Annotated in this window: 22 protein-coding genes; 4 read left to right on the top strand and 18 right to left on the bottom strand. The window is 61.6% G+C overall.

What is annotated here, in order from left to right:
* Window positions 1-278: 278 nt before the first annotated feature.
* Window positions 279-905, top strand: a complete 627-nt coding sequence (locus HG262_RS04920) for a hypothetical protein (protein ID WP_211186967.1) — start codon at window positions 279-281, stop codon at window positions 903-905.
* 355 nt (window positions 906-1,260) lie between these two features.
* Here HG262_RS04920 and HG262_RS04915 read toward each other — a convergent pair whose 3' ends face one another.
* From HG262_RS04915 to HG262_RS04840, 16 genes are all read right to left on the bottom strand, one after another.
* Window positions 1,261-2,337 (bottom strand): tyrosine-type recombinase/integrase, encoded by a 1,077-nt coding sequence (locus HG262_RS04915; RefSeq protein ID WP_169269989.1) that lies wholly within the window; start codon window positions 2,335-2,337, stop codon window positions 1,261-1,263.
* A 4-nt stretch (window positions 2,338-2,341) separates the two neighbouring features.
* Window positions 2,342-2,599 (bottom strand): DUF4224 domain-containing protein, encoded by a 258-nt coding sequence (locus HG262_RS04910; protein ID WP_169269988.1) that lies wholly within the window; start codon window positions 2,597-2,599, stop codon window positions 2,342-2,344.
* Between the two features lie 751 nt (window positions 2,600-3,350).
* Entirely contained in the window at window positions 3,351-3,920 is a 570-nt protein-coding gene (locus HG262_RS04905) for a hypothetical protein (RefSeq protein ID WP_169269987.1), read from the bottom strand.
* Window positions 3,913-4,257, bottom strand: a complete 345-nt coding sequence (locus HG262_RS04900) for a hypothetical protein (RefSeq protein ID WP_248293242.1) — start codon at window positions 4,255-4,257, stop codon at window positions 3,913-3,915. The genes HG262_RS04905 and HG262_RS04900 overlap by 8 nt, the downstream gene beginning before the upstream one ends.
* Window positions 4,247-5,230, bottom strand: a complete 984-nt coding sequence (locus HG262_RS04895) for a hypothetical protein (protein ID WP_169269986.1) — start codon at window positions 5,228-5,230, stop codon at window positions 4,247-4,249. The genes HG262_RS04900 and HG262_RS04895 overlap by 11 nt, the downstream gene beginning before the upstream one ends.
* Window positions 5,227-7,272 carry a DNA cytosine methyltransferase gene (locus tag HG262_RS04890; protein WP_169269985.1) on the bottom strand — a complete coding sequence of 682 codons (2,046 nt, stop codon included), beginning with the start codon at window positions 7,270-7,272 and terminating at the stop codon, window positions 5,227-5,229. The genes HG262_RS04895 and HG262_RS04890 overlap by 4 nt, the downstream gene beginning before the upstream one ends.
* Window positions 7,266-7,475: a hypothetical protein gene (locus HG262_RS04885; RefSeq protein ID WP_169269984.1), complete on the bottom strand. Its 210-nt coding sequence runs from the start codon at window positions 7,473-7,475 to the stop codon at window positions 7,266-7,268. Before HG262_RS04885 ends, HG262_RS04890 begins: the two co-directional genes overlap by 7 nt.
* Entirely contained in the window at window positions 7,475-7,867 is a 393-nt protein-coding gene (locus HG262_RS04880) for a hypothetical protein (protein ID WP_169269983.1), read from the bottom strand. Before HG262_RS04880 ends, HG262_RS04885 begins: the two co-directional genes overlap by 1 nt.
* Entirely contained in the window at window positions 7,864-8,292 is a 429-nt protein-coding gene (locus HG262_RS04875) for a hypothetical protein (protein WP_169269982.1), read from the bottom strand. Before HG262_RS04875 ends, HG262_RS04880 begins: the two co-directional genes overlap by 4 nt.
* A complete protein-coding gene (locus HG262_RS04870) occupies window positions 8,273-8,950 on the bottom strand; it encodes a hypothetical protein (protein WP_169269981.1) in 678 nt (225 codons plus the stop codon). The genes HG262_RS04875 and HG262_RS04870 overlap by 20 nt, the downstream gene beginning before the upstream one ends.
* Window positions 8,950-9,831, bottom strand: coding sequence for a DUF2303 family protein (locus HG262_RS04865; protein ID WP_169269980.1), 882 nt, complete (start codon window positions 9,829-9,831; stop codon window positions 8,950-8,952). Before HG262_RS04865 ends, HG262_RS04870 begins: the two co-directional genes overlap by 1 nt.
* A 2-nt stretch (window positions 9,832-9,833) precedes the next feature.
* Window positions 9,834-10,184, bottom strand: coding sequence for a hypothetical protein (locus HG262_RS04860; protein ID WP_169269979.1), 351 nt, complete (start codon window positions 10,182-10,184; stop codon window positions 9,834-9,836).
* Between the two features lie 25 nt (window positions 10,185-10,209).
* Complete coding sequence (locus tag HG262_RS04855) at window positions 10,210-10,416, bottom strand: hypothetical protein (protein ID WP_169269978.1); 207 nt, start codon at window positions 10,414-10,416, stop codon at window positions 10,210-10,212.
* A gap of 10 nt (window positions 10,417-10,426) precedes the next feature.
* Window positions 10,427-10,705 carry a hypothetical protein gene (locus tag HG262_RS04850; RefSeq protein WP_169269977.1) on the bottom strand — a complete coding sequence of 93 codons (279 nt, stop codon included), beginning with the start codon at window positions 10,703-10,705 and terminating at the stop codon, window positions 10,427-10,429.
* Between the two features lie 169 nt (window positions 10,706-10,874).
* Entirely contained in the window at window positions 10,875-11,201 is a 327-nt protein-coding gene (locus tag HG262_RS04845; protein WP_211186966.1) for a hypothetical protein, read from the bottom strand.
* Window positions 11,202-11,364: 163 nt separating this feature from the next.
* Window positions 11,365-11,742, bottom strand: a complete 378-nt coding sequence (locus HG262_RS04840) for a helix-turn-helix transcriptional regulator (RefSeq protein ID WP_169269976.1) — start codon at window positions 11,740-11,742, stop codon at window positions 11,365-11,367.
* Window positions 11,743-11,834: 92 nt separating this feature from the next.
* Here HG262_RS04840 and HG262_RS04835 point away from each other — a divergent pair, with 92 nt between their 5' ends.
* Complete coding sequence (locus tag HG262_RS04835; protein WP_169269975.1) at window positions 11,835-12,038, top strand: hypothetical protein; 204 nt, start codon at window positions 11,835-11,837, stop codon at window positions 12,036-12,038.
* 2 nt (window positions 12,039-12,040) lie between these two features.
* On the opposite strand, the gene HG262_RS04830 is transcribed toward HG262_RS04835, so the two are convergent.
* A complete protein-coding gene (locus HG262_RS04830; RefSeq protein WP_169269930.1) occupies window positions 12,041-12,217 on the bottom strand; it encodes a hypothetical protein in 177 nt (58 codons plus the stop codon).
* Window positions 12,218-12,466: 249 nt separating this feature from the next.
* Window positions 12,467-12,802 (bottom strand): hypothetical protein, encoded by a 336-nt coding sequence (locus HG262_RS04825; RefSeq protein ID WP_169269974.1) that lies wholly within the window; start codon window positions 12,800-12,802, stop codon window positions 12,467-12,469.
* 90 nt (window positions 12,803-12,892) lie between these two features.
* Here HG262_RS04825 and HG262_RS04820 point away from each other — a divergent pair, with 90 nt between their 5' ends.
* Together HG262_RS04820 and HG262_RS04815 are read left to right on the top strand one after the other, a co-directional pair.
* Window positions 12,893-13,447, top strand: coding sequence for a phage regulatory CII family protein (locus HG262_RS04820; protein WP_169269973.1), 555 nt, complete (start codon window positions 12,893-12,895; stop codon window positions 13,445-13,447).
* Window positions 13,448-13,748: 301 nt separating this feature from the next.
* The gene (locus tag HG262_RS04815; RefSeq protein ID WP_169269972.1) at window positions 13,749-14,138 is read left to right on the top strand and encodes a hypothetical protein; all 390 of its coding nucleotides are present in this window, start codon (window positions 13,749-13,751) and stop codon (window positions 14,136-14,138) included.
* Window positions 14,139-14,180: the final 42 nt, after the last annotated feature.

The raw sequence follows: 14,180 nt of genomic DNA, 5'->3' as shown, positions 1-14,180 counted from the left end.
CCGATGGATATGGGGGTAACGCGGATCGGGATAAGTTTCGGAAGGCTGTTCGGTCAAAAGACTAATGACGCGCAATCTTCGGCGCCACTCATTTTGCGCCATGCTTCATCGGCGCAGATCTCGCTGGATCTTGACGTTTCTCCCTATCCGCCCTGGCGGGAAATGAGTGGCGCCGCGGGAGGCCTGCCCACTACGCTTTCCGGGACGGTTCGCCGGCTGTCCCAATCGGTGGTCCCGGCCTAAAAATTCTGGTTCTCGTGCAAAGAGGGGTGAACGCCATGCGTTTCAGAACACTGTTTGTTTCGATGATGGTCCTGGGTGGCGTTGGCTTCGCGGCGACGGGCGTGAGTTACGCGGACGCTATCGCATCGCCTGCCGCCAAGCAGATCGGTGTGGGCGAGCCCCGGATCGAACCGGCGCTCATCGTGCTCAACGCACGCGGCGCGCAATTGGCCGATGGCAAGCTTGTACTGTCCGGCGTGTCGCCGAACTCCATCATGTTCGCGGACAGGCCCGTGCGCGCGGCCGGCCATGTGCTTACCAAGCATCTGCTAGAGGAATGGGCCCTTGGATCGAACAGCTTTGCTGTTGATCCGCCCAACGCCACCGTCTCCGTCCTGCGGAACGGGGCTGCCGTGGTGGACGCGGTCGTCACGCTGAAGTCCCCAACGCTCGAGGGCGACAACTTGAGCTTCGCCGTGGAGGTGCTCGAAGGCGACCTGAATGGCGCGGAAGGGCCAGCTTCGATTTTCATCGACATAATCGGCCTGCCTTTCACGCCTTTATCCTTTGCGGGCGTGGCGCGGCGTACCGCCTACCGCAGCGCGTGGTACGCCGGAGCGGCCGCCGCTCCCTACCACGCGCGTCCTCGTTGTGGGTACTACCCGCTACCCCCTTGCTATTGAATAGAATCGGCACAAAGGCGACGTTGCTGGGCTCTGTCTCCAATTGACCTGACCGGACATGCGCTACCGAGCGGTGCAGCTTGCGGGAATTGCGACGCGAGCCTTGTCGATTCACTCCGATTGCGGGGCAGGCCCATGTTTGCGGAGCAATGCAAAAGGCCCTCACCGAAGTGAGGGCCTTTTTGAATTCTTTGGTGGCGCATCCCTGATTCGAACAGGGGACCTGCGGATTATGATTCCTCGACAAATGTTTTGTAAATCAACACGTTAGATTGTATTTTGCTCCGCAAGCCCGGCCAAATGGGGCGCTTGTAGACTGCTTCAATGCTCGGCCCGCTTTTGGTTGCGGAGCGGTCTAGCGGGTGGGTTCTACCTTGTCGCCTCGCCTTGCCCGGACGTAGTGTTCGGTCATCTGGATCGAGCTATGGCCGAGCTGACGCTGGGCTTGGCGGATGTCGCCGGACTCGGTTGTGTCCGTGCCGGCCTTGGCTCGAAGGTCGCGGAACTGGAACGCGTCGGGGTCCAGGCCGGCGGCCGCCCGGGCCTTGTGGAAGCGCTGCCTCAGCGCATCATAGGTGAGACGTTGGCCGCCTTCATTCACCACCAGAGCGGTGGACGATACCTTGTATCCAGCCTTGCGGGTTCGAATCCGGTTGATGACCTTGGCCAGCTCGCCCGTCACGGCGATGCGCAGCTTCTTACCGGTCTTGTTCTGGCCAACGTTGAGCAGCTCGTCGCGGATGTCGCGCTCGTCGAACTTCAGGACGTCTGCAGGGCGCTGGCCAGACAGGTAGATCAGGTCCATGGCGTCCCGCGTTGGCTGATCTGCCTTGGTGTAGACGGACTGGAACATATCGTCTTCGACGTAGACGTCGCGCCCGTCTTCCCGGTTCTTTTTCACTCCGGCGCAAGGGTTGGGCGCGTCCGTGATTCCGTTCTCGCGGGCATAGTTGAATATGTGGGAGAAGAGTGCGATCTCCCGATTGGCGCGCACGTGCCCAGGGTTGGGCGGCACCTCCCGTTCCATCTTGGCATACCAGGCGCGGGCCTTGTCGGCGCGCCACCGGAAATACAGCTTGATGTGCTGCGGCCGGATCTGGTCCAGCGGCGCTGGCGGGTTGTCAAAGTACTCGTAGAGGACCGCCAATTCTTTCAGGTTGTCGACCTGTGTCCGCGGCGCCTTGGTGGGCACGACCTCGCGCACATATTCCTGGGCGGCATACCGGAAGGTGGCGCGCGGAGTCCCGGCGGGCGAAGCGGCGCGCTCGAGGTCTGCCCACTTTCGAACGGCCTCGACCATATCCGGACCAAGCGGGATTTCTTTCCGCGGCTTGCCGCCGGCATCGTAGTAGTAGAACGTTCGGCCGCTTTTCTGGCGGCGTGCCCGCATTCGCGGCGGCAGGTTGAGGTTCTTGTGTGGCTTACGGCCCATGGCTCTATGTGTTGCGAATTACTCGGGGTTGCCAAGCCGGCGCGGTTTGTTGAGCTGCGATAGCGTGCCCGGCGCCGATGACGTTGGCGCGCAGGATTACAGGCCGCCCGCGCGCGCTTACGACGAACGGAATGCCGGTGGTGCGCAGCCATTCGATCTGTAGCTGTTCCCTGGTGAACTTTCGACCTTTGATTGTGCAGCCGGTCCGAATGTCGGACATGTCGGCCACTTCATCTGCAGATAGGAAGGTCTCTTGTTTCATCTGTTATTGCTCCCTGTATCCCCGGCGAGGGGGCATGGCAAGGGCGAAGTAGGCATGCGCCAAAAGGCTGGAGTACCATATGTGTCTTCTAGTAACTAGCTCACAGCCGATGCGCCACTTTGCATGGTGGGAAAAAGTCTTTTGGGTCTGGCTCTGCGTGCTAATCGCAGGAGTGCTATTGCACGTCCATCCCGTGGGATCTTGGATTAAATCTGCTGACGCAGCGTGGGTGCAAGCTGCTGGTATATTCGTGGGCTTGCTCATCGCAGTGGCGGTCCCCGCTTGGCAGCAATGGCATGCGGCGAAAAAAGAGGAATCTCGGGCGAAGGACACCGCACGACACCTTGCTGCTATTGCGACAGAACTGGCAAACTCCGCGGTTTTTGCGGTCGAAACGTACTGCAACGAGGCTTTGAGTTGGAAGCCAGGGACCGCATTCTTTCCTCGAACGAGTTTGTTAGAGCAATGCAACCGGCAGATGGAGCGGCTAAATGCGAAGCTCTTGCATGAGCCGTCATTGACGCGGGTGTCAATGCTATTGGGTTTAGTTTGGAGGCCAGTTTCTTTCTGCTTCGATACCTCGAGGCAGTGGGCACAGCCCAATTGGCAGCCCTCACCGAAAGATATGCGGGTGCTGAATACGAGGCTAGTTAACGTCCAGAAAGCGCGCGATAACTTGTGTAGCGAGGTTGCCCGGTATCTTGCGAAATGAGGCGCGACCGCGAGCGAAATTATGCTGTTCATTTGAGACCTAACAGGATGGGGCATTTCGATATTTCCAAATGACTGCGTAGGCATTGACAACCGCGTTGTCCAGCTCCTTCAAACCGTCAATTTGCCCCTCGTAATTCAGCCCAATCGCCTCTGCGCAGAGGCAAACGTCATATAGCGCCCCGACCAGTTGAGTGTTCGTCGATAGTCCTTCAGCGCGATCGCAATTCGGCACTCGACTAACCTGCCTTTCGTGCGTCGTATGGGGCCAATCCTTGTCGGGCGACAAAAATCCGGGGCCGGCACCCACTTCTGCTGCTTCAGCAGCGAATGGGGTGACCGGGAGGTGCTTCGACTTCCCTTGTGCAAACTCTTCTCTCAAGCGATCCTTGCGCTCCACCGCACAGATGCAATCCATTAGGCAGTCGACGAGCTGGCGCATGGCGTCGACAGACAGGGCGGCGTCAATCGAACTTCCGCTTACGCGATGGCCCACGGTGATGGATAGGCGCGCCTTGTTCCCGCACTGATCGTCGTGGCGCAGCTGTACCGCGCCGGAAGTGCCCACGGCGGCCATGAAGGGCAGCGTGACGCAGATCGGATTACGCATCCCCGCCTCCGTCCTTGCTGGGCTGGGTGGTACCGATATCGGCGGCCGCAAGAACGATGGCGCGGCGTGTCGCACTTGCGGGGTCATCCCCGTTTGGTATTCGGCCGGTCCCAATGCATCCATCCCAGGCGATGGCCGCTTCTTCTTCATGCTCGATGCCGATTCGAAGCTTCACCGCCAGCCGCAGCGCGTCGCCGTCGTCAGTGAGCGGATCCCATGAGTGATATGTCTTCCCCTCGTAGTACATGGGTTGCCAGGCGTCCGGGTGCCCATCCCATTCAAGGCGCATCCCAGCCGCCTTCGCCGCCAGCTCCAGCAATTCGCGATCACTCTGCATCGCTGCCTCCCTTCTGCGCGCCCGGTTGCGCGGACAGGGCGGCGCTATGTGACTTGAGGGCGCGAATTTCGTAGGCGGCTCTGACCGAGACCCATGTCTTGCGGTTGCGTTCCAGGAGAGATGCGGCTTCCTCCAGCGCCGCATCGCGCACCGCCTCGCTGGCCTGGGGCGCGGCATAGAGCGGCACTTCGTCAGGCTCGGCCGCATGACCCGTCCCGCGCCAGTACACCCAGGCGTCATCGCCTTCGTCTCGCACGTTTTCCAATTGCGCCCGCTCGATCCAGCAAACCGGTTGCGCCTCCCCGGCTACAGGGGCGCTTGCCTGAAGGTCCTTCGTCGCGGGACATTCGAGTTGTTTGTCGTGCAGGTAGGTATTTCCACCGGCTTGTGGTACCTGCAGCGAGATGTAACCCTTAACATGCGAAGGGACAGAAGTCCTCCAAATGGAGAAGGACAAATTATGTTGGACGGTACTATTGTCGTGAATGGAGTTCGTTCCATTTATCGCATCGCACGCTCTGGAACTGGTAATGGCTACATCGTCCATCTGAGCGTCGGGGGAGCCGCATGGCATCTCGTGGCGCGACCACACATGGTCTATCCGGATGTCGAGGCCGCACGATGTGCGGCTAGAAAACATGTTGCTGAATCGCGTGGTCGGAAGATCGCCGTGATTTGAATTCCGGTTGATGCTAGGGACGTCACAATCAACGTGATTTTTCTGCATCGACGGGGCGGTGCAGCGCGCAACTTCCGAATGCCCGGCAGCCTTAACCGCCTGCACGCCCTCCGTGCGCAGCTTGGATAGCATCGCACGCAAGGCTGTTCTCTCACGTTCGGCCGTTTCAAGGCCTGAACCGTTGTCGAAAGGCCCACCAAGGAAAGACCAAGCCGAGGCGAATACCTGGGCCTGCTCCATGATGGCGTCGATTTCTTGCTCTGCCGCCTGGGCGGCGTTGTTCTGGTCGGTCATGCTGCTTTCCTCAATAGAAGCTCGTGCGGAGCGTTGGCCTGGATCAGCGCAACCGCTGGCGGCGGGCTTACGCTGTTGCCGACCATGTGGACCTGCTGGGATTTCGTGAACACGCGGCCGTCGTGACCGTGCGTGATGATGTATTCCGGCGGGAACCCTTGCAGGTCATACAGTTCGGCCGGCGTGAGCATGCGCAGGCGGATGTCCACGATCACGTGAGGCGTGCCCTGGATGTGGACGGTGACGAGCGCCAGTCTGTCGCGGGTGGTCAGCGTGCTGGCCGGTTCGCGCAGGTCGCCCCACTGGCCGCCCTCGCCGTAGTAGCGCATCAAGAACGCCGCTACCTGGAGGGCGCCGGCCTCGTCTTCAGGTGCCAAGTCGTACTGCACCAGGCCGAAGCGCGCAGCGCCCGCCAGGACGGTCTGCGCGGGTTCGCGCATGTCAGATCCAATGACGTTTTGGCTCATCGCTGTCAGATGCGCGGCAACTAGGCCATGGTGTTGGCCGCGTGCCGCTATCCCTGCCACCGGCTCGGTGGCTTCGGTACCGGTGCTGTGCCGGCGAAGCGTAGTCAGGTGTGCCGTGATGAGTTGCTGCTGACTGCCAGTGTTCGTGATGGTCGATGCGGAACGCCGTAGATCGTGCGCGGGCGTGGCGTTGTATCCCCCGTTCGCCTGCACCATGAACGCAGTAGCAGCAGAGAAGCCGCCGTTGCTCGCGGTCAGCGTGCCTACGGGGTCCGCCGGGTCGTTGCAGCCATAGGACCAGCGTCGGGCTCCGGCTTTCCCCTCGCCGTGTCCAGCTTGCACTAGGTAACCAGACGCCACGGCGTGCTTGATGCCGCCGGCCGTGACTGTTCCCAGAGGCTGGTGCATATCCAGCGCGCGGGGCGCTTGGCCTTCGCGCTCGCCGTAGCCAGCCTGGATAAGCACCGGAGTGGAAAGCATGAACTCGCCACGGTGGGCGGCGGTGATCGTCTTAGCTGGATCGCGCAGGTCGTAGACGCGGTCTGCGCCATGATGCGTCGCTGGCACCAGCGCCGGCGCTACTACAGCATGCGCGCCACCGCGGGGCTTTGCGGTGATGGTGCTGATCGGCTGTCGCGCCGAGTGCGACCCGTCGCGGCTCCAGTTGGCGATGGGCACGATGAACGGATCGGCGCTGTCCAAGACATAGCGCTTCATGCCGCGCGCGATGCGGCGCATTGTGGCATCCACCAGCGGCTTCTTTCGGCCGAAGATCGTCTTGCCCTCGTTGCTCCAATCAATGCCGCCCGCAGCTGGGCGCCAGCCGATCTGGCCCTTGGCGGGCTTCTTGTGGTGGGTGGCCTGCGGCCAGATGATCGGCAGGCCGTCGCGACGCGCCATCATGAAAAGGCGCGTTCGCGTCGTGCCGGCACCGTAGTCGGCGGCGTTGAGCTCGCGCCATTCCACGGTGTATCCAATGGCTCGCAGGATCGCCACCAGACGATGCCAGTGCTTTCCCTGTTGCTTGGGGTCGGGGACCAGGTACTGGCGATCCACCGGCACGCGCTCGCCAGGATCCGCCACGCGGTTCACCATTCGACCGCCGGCGTCAGGCACCATGTCCAGCGTGACGACCCGGCCGGTGGCCGAGCAGCGCTTGGCGACCAGGCGGCCCCACTTCAGGATCTGGACCACATTCTCCAGGCTGATGATGTCGGGTGTGACGGTTCCGGCCCAACGGACGGTTACCCATGCCAAAGCGCGGATGTTCTTGCGGCGTGGTTGCCCGCCTTTGGCTTGGCTGTGATCGGTGCAGTCCGGCGACAGGTGCAGCCAGCCCACCGGCATGCCGTCGGTCGCCTGGCGCGGGCAAACCTCCCATACATCAGCGATGTAGTGCCGGGCTTGCGGGTGGTTCACCTCATGCATGCTCAGGGCATCGGGATTGTGGTTGATTGCGATGTGTACGTGCTGGCCGGTGGCCTGCTCATAGGCGGTAGACCAGCCACCGCCGCCGGCAAAAATATCGACCACGATCTTGGTGGAGAGTCCGAGGACAAGCTGGGGGGTCAGCATGCGTGCCCCTCCTGCTGGGTGGCTTCGATCTTGGCATAGACGGATGCGACGGAATCGCGCACCGAATGCGTGGTGCCGTCATTGGTGCGAATATTGGCCTGGTTGCCGTTATAGCTGGACCGTGCCGTAGTGACGGAGACGATGTACGCCGGGTTCAGGACGAGGGTATGGCCGTCGTAGTCGGTGAGTTGGACGAAGGCCATCACGCGGCTCCCTTGCCCTGCTCGGTGGCGATCGCGGCGTCGATGCCCGCGTTGATTTCATACGCGAGGTCGCGCTCGTCTTGATCAAGGTCGATCTCGCCACCCTCTGGGCCAAGCAGTCGGGCACCGCCGTAACCGGCCTCTAAGAACAATTCGATGCTGTAGCCGAACGGCAGCTCGGCGCACGCGCGTCCGATCGCTGCGCCCACTGCTGCATCCCGGGTAGGAGCGCCGTCGGTCGGGGTACCCACAGGCGGGCCAAAGCACGCGGTCAGCATGATGTTGTGCATTTTCTCGGTTTCGCATGTCGAGCAGAGGTTGGGGCCGCCGCACTTCGCGCGGGCGCCGTCGGCGCGCGGCTTGACCCAGCCGTGGGAGGTATCGCAAGTCATGGCTGTGTCCTCAGTCGCGGATTGACCTTCACTGCGGCGACGTAGGCATGCTCCGCAGCGCACAGCGTTTCGAGATCCAGCAGGCCAAGAATGGTGTCGATGACGCTGCCTGCGTGCGAGAGCACATGCCGAGCGTCGTCGCCGAGAGGCGCGGGGGCTTGGTAGGGGTCAAGGACTGCCGCCGCTTGGTTCAGGACAGCCATCTCTTCGACGAACCGCCGATCACCTTGGATTGCCAAGCCGATCACGTTCAACGTGTCGGCCAAGTCGTCGCGAGCGGCGCTGGTGGGCGCACTGAAAAGCCGGGCCAATGCCAAGTGCATGTCCAAGCTGATGCGATCGCAGCTTCGGCCCATCATGGGCGTGCGCGGTTGCCAACGACCGGACCGTTTGCCGTTCCGGGCTTTACGATGACGATTGCTCATGCGAGCCTCCCTTTTGTGTCGTCGCCTGGTGGTAGGCAAGCAGGACGTCGTAGGCCAGGCCTGCCGCGGTGAGAGCGCTGTTATTGATGACGCGATCTGCGTGGATAGCCTCGACTTCCTGCTCAGATTGGTGATATGCGGGCTGGGCATCAGCGCTGGGGCGGCGAACGCGCCAAATCTCGCCGTCGAGGGTTCGGACAAGCGCGGCCTCGTTCAAGAATCGAACGTCCGTGATCGCGATTCGGCGATAGCCTTCGCGGTGAAGCGCTTCAACGCGCTCATGAGCGCGCAGGAGCCAGTAGTCAGGCCCGCAAAAGCCGCGACGGTATTCGGTGCCCCAAAGGCGCATAGCTGTCCTGGGGCTGATCGCCTTGTCATAGTTCACGCCAAGCCCGAGGGACATGACCAGGTCAACGAACCGCAGATCTGAGCAGCGGCGCAAGGCCAGCTCGAGGGTCGGTGCTTCCTTCAGCGAGCGATCAGTAAAAAGCCGCAGATCGACCCCAAACGACGCAGCCAATTCCGAGCGCACCGCATCGGCAAATGCAAGACGCGCGAAGTTGTGCGCGCTGCCCAGGATGTCGGCGCACGTGTCCTTGCCCGCGCCGGCGTGTCCGGCCAGGCCGACCAAAAAGTAGGGGCCGCTGCGGCTATTCATTACACGATGCTCCCGAAGATGGGCTTGATGGTCGTGCTGGTTTCGATCTGCGCGAGCATTTCTTCGACGGCGTGATCCACGACGCGGTCCGGGCGAACCAGGTCGAACCAGAGCGTCAGCCCGCCGCCGGTGTTGCGATAGCGGAGCTTGGCTTCCAGCGGGTACGAGTCGCCGCGCCAGAAAGGTGCAAGGCCCAGACGGAAGCGGTCGAACGCTTGCATTCGGCTGACGGTGGCTGCGTCGTCGGTGTCGACGTGTTCAATCTGGACGCCGCCGGATTGCAGGCGAACTGCCGACCGGATGCGCTTCTCGGACGAGGCTTCGAACGCCAGCGCCATCTGCAGCATTTCGCCGCCGGCGGGGAACCCTTTGCCGCCCTCTACGTCGTTCCCTGCGAAGCAATGGATGTTGTCTTCGATGAACGTGGCGAATTCCATCTGCGACATTTTCTGGCCGTTGGCGCCGATCCAGGTCTTCCACTCCGGGCTGGAGTCGGGCGCCAGGATCGCTTTGAAATCGCACCAACCCGGCGGCGTGGTCAGGGTGCCGTGCGCGTGATCGTTCAGCACGGCCGTCACGACAAGGGGCGTATCCGCGCTCTTGGCATTGACGCTGGCGTACAGCTGCGATTCTGGTTGCTTGTGCTGATTGACGTACTGCACGAACGAATCCTGCGTTTTCAGCCTGACAGTGCCGGCCTTGCGGGCCGGAGTCGGCTGCAGCTTTTGGAGCGTGGCATCAGTTTCGAGGGAATAACCTTCCGGGACCGCGAAGAGGCGACCGTTTCCCGTATTCACAAGCTCAACGGGGTGCGGGGCGATGCGGGCGATGGTCTCGGCAAAATTGCCTTGGTCGCCCTGGTGATTGGTGGGTGCGGGCATGCTTATTGGTCTCCAATAGCGCGCAGGTTGGTGAGGGTGCTGGCCGTGTTCGGCAGCGACTTGAGGTCAAGAGCTTGTTGGCGTGGATCGCTGGGCGCCAGGCGGCCCTCGGGGGTGGGGTACATCAGGGTCGTCAACGGGGCTTCCTCGGGCGCGGCCGCGGTGACCTTGTCGAGGATTTCCAGCGCGCCGGAGCGGCTGACCTTCTTCACGGTCAGTGCGAGAGTCAACTTCCCGGCCTTGCCGGTGACGTCTACGGCCTGAACCACTTTGGCGAGTTGTTCCTGGAGGTCGGCCAGCAGGTGGCCGCCTCGCAAGTGCCGAAGGGTGTCTTCGATCGAGTTGGTGGACATGGCACTCCTATGTGGTGGGGGGGAATCAGTCGGTGTCGCCGGCGGCGCGTGCGCGCCAGTCGTGCTTGGGCCGTGGCAGATGCACGACGCGGCTTTGCGGCGGTGCTTCGGCAGAATTCAGGATTGAGATGCACAGAGCCCGGTTGCGCATGAGTACGTCGATGTCGCGAACTCGTCGGCCAAGCTTCGCAACTGCGGCCAGCACCTGCTCTCGAGTGATTTCGCGGGCCATGGCGGGCCTCTTAGCGCTGAACGACTAGCAGCGGGACGTCGGCGATCGCGTGAAGCAGGGCTTCGCCGTCGGGGTTCACATAGAGGCAGGAGTATTGGCGGCTCAGCGGGTCTTGCATGAGCTGGCCACGCGTGCCGCAGCTACGCGCAAGCATGCGGGTGCGCTTCTCGTCGTCCGCCTGGAGTAGGAGGTGATCGTTGCGCGTGACAACTTGGGCCCAGCCGAATAGAGCGGCGATCGTGGCGGCCGTGGCGATCGCGACGGCGGTAAAACGAACGGCGGTTTTCATGTTGGTTCTCCCTTCCACACTTGTCGTGTATTTGCCGCAGGGGCTGCGGATGGGAGAAATATAAGGCATGCCTAATTATTTAACAATAGGCATACCTAATTTGATTCATCATAGACGACAAAAAAGCCACCCTAGGTGGCTCTTGGATATTGATGCGCGGCTTGTCTGGCTACATCCTGAGGCACGGATTCTTGGGTTCGGGCGATGCTGCCATTCGCATGGCCTGGGGCTCACCCTGGGAGTGGACAGGTGGTTTCACCCGAGGGGCCTCATATGGTGGCTCGGGCCGGCATTGCTTAGACACGGCGACGGTTTGAAGTTGGCAAAGCCGCTTATTGGCCGACTTGATTGCGGCCTTTTTTTCCATCGAGTTGCCGATGCCGAAGTCACCCATAATGGCCAAGGCGTCGCGCCCATCGAATTCGCTTTCCTGGTTCACCTGATCCACCCAACCCTGAACCTTGGCCTCTTCCAGTTCGATATCTGCGCAAGCCATGCGTGAGCTTTCGTAGGCTGTCAAACTTCCTTGGCGACCGTAGTTCTTTGTGGAGCATCCAGTAAGCACTGCGATCATCGCAACACTCAGAACGAAAAATCTCATTTAGTTACACCCATCCAAATATTTTCCACAACGAATGACAAGCGTGAGGTGCCGCGTTTTAGGCGGCTTGTTCGGTCTTGCCGCTTTTGACGGTCGGAGGGTCCCCGTACGCGTCAACTTGACGGGAAACCCATTCTTCGATCCCGGCGCGTTGCGCTTCGGATAACGCGTAATAGCGTTCCTTGGGAATTTTTGGGAAGGGCCAATCGGAATCAAGCTTGCGTTCGCGGGGCAGAGTCCCGTCAGCTAACCACGCCTCGCTAACGTTCAGGAACTGGGCAACGCTGACTAGATTGGCGCCGCGAATGTTCTTCGTTTTGCCATTTAACCAATCAGCAACAGAGGGCGGTTTGATTCCCGCCGCGCGCGCAACGTCTACCTGCTTCACGCCGGCTGCGGTCATCGCCTCTCTGAAACGCTCTGCAAGATTGCTCATTCGGCAATCCTAATGGCAACACGGTTAGGCATGCCTGTATGGAAAATTAGGCGCAGCTTGACTGAAAATAAGGCATGCCTAATAATTGGTGCATGGATACCAAACACCCCGACTCCGAAATTATTGATGGCCTGGGCGGCACCGCCGCCGTTGCGCGGTTGTGCAAGGTCAAGGACCCGTCCGTTTCGGAATGGCGGAAGAACGGCATCCCATCCGCGCGGCGTATGTATCTCGAAACGATCCAGCCGGATGCCTTCAGGGCGGCCGAATCTGCGAAAGCGGCGAGGGCAGCGTGACTTCAATGCACCGTCGCGGCTTCGCGCCCATCGGTGGCCCAGGTGGCTCGGTCTCTTTCAGCCCGCAGCTCATCAAAGATATCCATCACGGCCCGTTCGCTCGGGCTGGTGAACCGGCGCGCGGCGATTTCCTGTGCATTGATCAGAAGCTGCTCGGTTTCGGTCAGGTGGTTGCTCATCGTGCTGCGTCTCCAGGTAGGGCGAGAACGCATCGTATGCGTCAGGTGCGCCTGCATCTACGAGAATCGCGCGCCATTTTCGGGAGAACTGTATGAGCCGTTGGCGGAGCCCCAAGACGTGGCATGGTCGTCGTTGGACCTCCAAGCCCTTGAGTGTCGACCCGTCGGCTCGGGCTGAGTTTTATCGAGCGAAGGTGAGGCGCGGAGAGGCCGCATCCTGGGGTGGCCTGCGCTATAGCCACCTGGCCTTCATCCTGTGGTGCTTCTTTCTTGTGATGTTGTTTCGCGATGTGGCCGAGGAAGCGCGGCTACGCGGCGAAAGAACGGGAATGCGCTGCGCAACTGAATCAGCCCAAGTATCAGGATCCCCCCGATGAAGCCAGCATCCCCGCGGCCATCGTCCCACGTGGCCATTGAGAAGATCATCAGGAACACAGCGCCGAAGAGCGCTCCAGGTATCCACCTGGACAACACATCGTCGATTTCGCAGTACAGGGGCGGGTCTTCGCGGGCAATCTTGGTCAGCCAGACGAACGCTGCGCCGACGGCCGGGATCATCAGCCCGAGAAAGAATTTCCAGTCCATGCCTTGCTCCTCCCGTGAGGGTTTCGTGTGTGAGAGCCGAAAGCATAGCCCGCAGGAGCGGGGCGCCAAGTTGTGCCCGCAGGTGGCGCCATGACCAAGCACTATTCCGAGACCCATTGGCGCGGGGCGATCTATACCGCCTTGCGGCAGTCGCCGGACGGCGTCGCGGGCTTTTGTGCCTGGGCGGCTGAGTTCCGCGACCGGCGCATCGCACCGAAGACCCTGTACAAGAAGCTCGACGGCTCCGATCCGGGCGAGCGCTTGTCCGTCGACGACGCCGAATTGATCACCGAGTACCTGCTCCGCATGTCGCCGTGTCAAGGTGGCGCGCGCAGTTGGATCATGGCCCTTGCCGCGCGATTTGACCTTGCTGCCATCGAGCTTGATGCGCCGCCGCCTGGCGGCCGCTGGCCGTGCGAGATCGCCGCGATTGTGGAGAAGGGGTTCACGCTGCAGGAGCAGGGCGGAATCTTGTCCGGATTGCTGGCCGGCGCTTTGCGTGACCGTCGCATTACCGACCGAGAGGCAGATGCGATCGAGGCCCAGGCCTATGACGAAATCCGCATGCTCTTGCGATTGATTCGGAACGTGCAGCGCGTGGCGGCTGAGGGGGTGACCCTTGGAACCCTAGGGGCGGACGAATGACGCCCGGTCGTAGCCGACGAGGGCGCCCCGTAGGCGCGCTCGGACCTGCCGCTCAGCGGGTTTGCGAACTCCTGTCCGATCGCTCCATGACGGCTGCGCAAATCGCGCAGGAACTGAAGCTCTCGATTGTGGCGGCGCGCCACATTTGCAGCCGACTCAGCGCATCAGGCAGCCTGGAAGTTGTGGGCAGGATTCGGGTGGCCGGCTCGCATCGTCCTGTCCATGTGTACTCAGTCGCGCGGCAGGTCGAAGGCATCGCTGGGATGCCTGGCTGTTTTCCGTTCCATGGTGTCACGCCGACATGACGCGAGATCTGTTCGGTCATGCGCCTGTTCAGGCGACCTATCGTCGCCCGCGGGCTGGTGATGCGCCTGAAGAGCGCATTGCGGCACCTGATGCGTGGCAGCCAACGTCTCGCGCCAAGGTCTTTCTTTTCGGACAGGGGCGCAGCTTCACGCGCCCCGAGTTGCTGCGTTCCAGCGGCTTCTACGGGGCGGAAAAGGCCTATCCCGAGCATGAAATTCTGGTGGTGTTCGATACATCCAGCCCCAGGCCATACACCTATTTGATCCAGGTGCCGCGCAACCATCCGGCTCGCCTGGATGCCCGTGGGCGCCCCGATCCTGCCCGTCAGCCGTTCTGGCGGCACGGCGAAATCATCCATGTCCACGGAGGCAGAGCGCCGCCCTGAGACATCAAGGGGAGGGGGGAAGAGGCTGAATACGCGGTTACC

Source organism: Achromobacter sp. Bel, from assembly GCF_012928505.1.
Taxonomy (GTDB): domain Bacteria; phylum Pseudomonadota; class Gammaproteobacteria; order Burkholderiales; family Burkholderiaceae_B; genus Achromobacter.
This window is presented reverse-complemented; position numbering and strand designations above follow the sequence as displayed.

What these genes read in the sequence shown, in the direction of transcription:
- HG262_RS04920 (WP_211186967.1), top strand. Translation starts at nt 279, where the DNA reads ATGCGTTTCAGAACACTGTTTGTTTCGATGATGGTCCTGGGTGGCGTT.
- HG262_RS04915 (WP_169269989.1), bottom strand. Translation starts at nt 2,337, where the DNA reads ATGGGCCGTAAGCCACACAAGAACCTCAACCTGCCGCCGCGAATGCGG.
- HG262_RS04910 (WP_169269988.1), bottom strand. Translation starts at nt 2,599, where the DNA reads ATGAAACAAGAGACCTTCCTATCTGCAGATGAAGTGGCCGACATGTCC.
- HG262_RS04905 (WP_169269987.1), bottom strand. Translation starts at nt 3,920, where the DNA reads ATGCGTAATCCGATCTGCGTCACGCTGCCCTTCATGGCCGCCGTGGGC.
- HG262_RS04900 (WP_248293242.1), bottom strand. Translation starts at nt 4,257, where the DNA reads ATGCAGAGTGATCGCGAATTGCTGGAGCTGGCGGCGAAGGCGGCTGGG.
- HG262_RS04895 (WP_169269986.1), bottom strand. Translation starts at nt 5,230, where the DNA reads ATGACCGACCAGAACAACGCCGCCCAGGCGGCAGAGCAAGAAATCGAC.
- HG262_RS04890 (WP_169269985.1), bottom strand. Translation starts at nt 7,272, where the DNA reads ATGCTGACCCCCCAGCTTGTCCTCGGACTCTCCACCAAGATCGTGGTC.
- HG262_RS04885 (WP_169269984.1), bottom strand. Translation starts at nt 7,475, where the DNA reads ATGGCCTTCGTCCAACTCACCGACTACGACGGCCATACCCTCGTCCTG.
- HG262_RS04880 (WP_169269983.1), bottom strand. Translation starts at nt 7,867, where the DNA reads ATGACTTGCGATACCTCCCACGGCTGGGTCAAGCCGCGCGCCGACGGC.
- HG262_RS04875 (WP_169269982.1), bottom strand. Translation starts at nt 8,292, where the DNA reads ATGAGCAATCGTCATCGTAAAGCCCGGAACGGCAAACGGTCCGGTCGT.
- HG262_RS04870 (WP_169269981.1), bottom strand. Translation starts at nt 8,950, where the DNA reads ATGAATAGCCGCAGCGGCCCCTACTTTTTGGTCGGCCTGGCCGGACAC.
- HG262_RS04865 (WP_169269980.1), bottom strand. Translation starts at nt 9,831, where the DNA reads ATGCCCGCACCCACCAATCACCAGGGCGACCAAGGCAATTTTGCCGAG.
- HG262_RS04860 (WP_169269979.1), bottom strand. Translation starts at nt 10,184, where the DNA reads ATGTCCACCAACTCGATCGAAGACACCCTTCGGCACTTGCGAGGCGGC.
- HG262_RS04855 (WP_169269978.1), bottom strand. Translation starts at nt 10,416, where the DNA reads ATGGCCCGCGAAATCACTCGAGAGCAGGTGCTGGCCGCAGTTGCGAAG.
- HG262_RS04850 (WP_169269977.1), bottom strand. Translation starts at nt 10,705, where the DNA reads ATGAAAACCGCCGTTCGTTTTACCGCCGTCGCGATCGCCACGGCCGCC.
- HG262_RS04845 (WP_211186966.1), bottom strand. Translation starts at nt 11,201, where the DNA reads ATGGCTTGCGCAGATATCGAACTGGAAGAGGCCAAGGTTCAGGGTTGG.
- HG262_RS04840 (WP_169269976.1), bottom strand. Translation starts at nt 11,742, where the DNA reads ATGAGCAATCTTGCAGAGCGTTTCAGAGAGGCGATGACCGCAGCCGGC.
- HG262_RS04835 (WP_169269975.1), top strand. Translation starts at nt 11,835, where the DNA reads ATGGATACCAAACACCCCGACTCCGAAATTATTGATGGCCTGGGCGGC.
- HG262_RS04830 (WP_169269930.1), bottom strand. Translation starts at nt 12,217, where the DNA reads ATGAGCAACCACCTGACCGAAACCGAGCAGCTTCTGATCAATGCACAG.
- HG262_RS04825 (WP_169269974.1), bottom strand. Translation starts at nt 12,802, where the DNA reads ATGGACTGGAAATTCTTTCTCGGGCTGATGATCCCGGCCGTCGGCGCA.
- HG262_RS04820 (WP_169269973.1), top strand. Translation starts at nt 12,893, where the DNA reads ATGACCAAGCACTATTCCGAGACCCATTGGCGCGGGGCGATCTATACC.
- HG262_RS04815 (WP_169269972.1), top strand. Translation starts at nt 13,749, where the DNA reads ATGACGCGAGATCTGTTCGGTCATGCGCCTGTTCAGGCGACCTATCGT.